Annotated in this window: 1 rRNA gene; it reads right to left on the bottom strand. The window is 52.9% G+C overall.

The features are described from left to right. Nucleotides 1-12: 12 nt before the first annotated feature. Nucleotides 13-2,894, bottom strand: a 23S ribosomal RNA gene (locus tag AC3WLY_RS35135). Nucleotides 2,895-2,913 lie beyond the last annotated feature (19 nt).

The raw sequence follows: 2,913 nt of genomic DNA, 5'->3' as shown, positions 1-2,913 counted from the left end.
CAGACTTGTTATAGGATCAAGCCTTACGGGCAATTAGTATCAGTTAGCTGAACGCATTACTGCGCTTACACACCTGACCTATCAACGTCCTGGTCTCGAACGACCCTTCAAGGGGATCTAGTCCCCAGGGATATCTCATCTTAAGGCGAGTTTCCCGCTTAGATGCTTTCAGCGGTTATCTCTTCCGAACATAGCTACCCGGCGATGCCACTGGCGTGACAACCGGTACACCAGAGGTTCGTCCACTCCGGTCCTCTCGTACTAGGAGCAGCCCCCTTCAAATATCCAACGCCCACGGCAGATAGGGACCAAACTGTCTCACGACGTTTTAAACCCAGCTCACGTACCTCTTTAAATGGCGAACAGCCATACCCTTGGGACCGGCTACAGCCCCAGGATGAGATGAGCCGACATCGAGGTGCCAAACACCGCCGTCGATATGAACTCTTGGGCGGTATCAGCCTGTTATCCCCAGAGTACCTTTTATCCGTTGAGCGATGGCCCTTCCATACAGAACCACCGGATCACTATGACCTGCTTTCGCACCTGCTCGACTTGTCGGTCTCGCAGTTAAGCACGCTTATGCCATTGCACTATCAGCACGATTTCCGACCGTACCTAGCGTACCTTCGTACTCCTCCGTTACGCTTTGGGAGGAGACCGCCCCAGTCAAACTGCCTACCATGCACTGTCCCCGACCCGGATCACGGGCCAAGGTTAGAACCTCAAACAAACCAGGGTGGTATTTCAAGGACGGCTCCACCGAAACTAGCGTTCCGGTTTCATAGCCTCCCACCTATCCTACACAGATCGGTTCAAAGTCCAATGCAAAGCTACAGTAAAGGTTCATGGGGTCTTTCCGTCTAGCCGCGGGTAGATTGCATCATCACAAACACTTCAACTTCGCTGAGTCTCGGGAGGAGACAGTGTGGCCATCGTTACGCCATTCGTGCAGGTCGGAACTTACCCGACAAGGAATTTCGCTACCTTAGGACCGTTATAGTTACGGCCGCCGTTTACCGGGACTTCAATCAAGAGCTTGCACCCCATCATTTAATCTTCCGGCACCGGGCAGGCGTCACACCCTATACGTCCACTTTCGTGTTTGCAGAGTGCTGTGTTTTTATTAAACAGTCGCAGCCACCAGTTTATTGCAACCCCTTCACCCTCTGCGCGCAGGCGCATCAAGCTACAAGGGCGTACCTTATCCCGAAGTTACGGTACCAATTTGCCGAGTTCCTTCTCCCGAGTTCTCTCAAGCGCCTTAGAATACTCATCTCGCCCACCTGTGTCGGTTTGCGGTACGGTCATCGTTAGACTGAAGCTTAGAGGCTTTTCTTGGAACCACTTCCAATTGCTTCGCTCCCTAAGGAGCTCGCGCCACACCCTTGAATTACGCGCCCGGATTTGCCTAAGCGCCTTCTCCAATGCAGCGACCGGGACTTCCAACACCCGGACAACCTTCCGCGATCCGTCCCCCCATCGCATCTAACAATGGTGCAGGAATATTGACCTGCTTCCCATCAGCTACGCATTTCTGCCTCGCCTTAGGGGCCGACTCACCCTACGCCGATGAACGTTGCGTAGGAAACCTTGGGCTTACGGCGAGGGGGCCTTTCACCCCCTTTATCGCTACTCATGTCAGCATTCGCACTTCCGATACCTCCAGCACGCTTTTCAACGCACCTTCGCAGGCTTACGGAACGCTCTCCTACCATGCGAGCATAGCTCGCATCCGCAGCTTCGGTATATAGCTTAGCCCCGTTACATCTTCCGCGCAGGACGACTCGATCAGTGAGCTATTACGCTTTCTTTAAAGGGTGGCTGCTTCTAAGCCAACCTCCTGACTGTTTTAGCCTTCCCACTTCGTTTCCCACTTAGCTATATTTGGGGACCTTAGCTGGCGGTCTGGGTTGTTTCCCTCTTGACACCGGACGTTAGCACCCGATGTCTGTCTCCCGTGATTGCACTCTTCGGTATTCGGAGTTTGCTATGGCGGGGTAATCTGCAATAGACCCCCCAACCATGACAGTGCTCTACCCCCGAAGGTGAGACACGAGGCACTACCTAAATAGTTTTCGGAGAGAACCAGCTATTTCCAAGTTTGTTTAGCCTTTCACCCCTATCCACAGCTCATCCCCTAACTTTTCAACGTTAGTGGGTTCGGACCTCCAGTACGTGTTACCGCACCTTCATCCTGGCCATGGATAGATCACTTGGTTTCGGGTCTACGCCCAGCAACTGAACGCCCTATTCGGACTCGCTTTCGCTACGCCTGCCCTATACGGTTAAGCTTGCTACTGAACGTAAGTCGCTGACCCATTATACAAAAGGTACGCCGTCACCCCTTGCGAGGCTCCGACTGTTTGTATGCATGCGGTTTCAGGATCTATTTCACTCCCCTCCCGGGGTTCTTTTCGCCTTTCCCTCACGGTACTGGTTCACTATCGGTCGATCACGAGTATTTAGCCTTGGAGGATGGTCCCCCCATCTTCAGACAGGATTTCACGTGTCCCGCCCTACTTGTCGCACACCTAGTTCTTTCATACTGTTTTCGCCTACAGGGCTATCACCTGCTATGGCCGCACTTTCCAGAGCGTTCGGCTAACAATACAAATAAAGAGTGCAAGGCTCATCCCATTTCGCTCGCCACTACTTTGGGAATCTCGGTTGATTTCTTTTCCTGCGGTTACTTAGATGTTTCAGTTCACCGCGTTCGCTTCACTGGACCTATGTATTCAGTCCAGGATGACCCAAAAGGGCCGGGTTTCCCCATTCGGACATCTACGGATCAAAGCTCGTTTGCCAGCTCCCCGTAGCTTTTCGCAGGCTACCGCGTCCTTCATCGCCTGTGATCGCCAAGGCATCCACCACATGCACTTGTTCGCTTGACCCTATAACGAGTCTGTCTCT

It is taken from the genome of Burkholderia sp. FW306-1C-G01B, from assembly GCF_058781685.1.
Note: the sequence above shows the minus strand (reverse complement) of the source record. Positions and strands in the feature narration are given on the sequence as shown.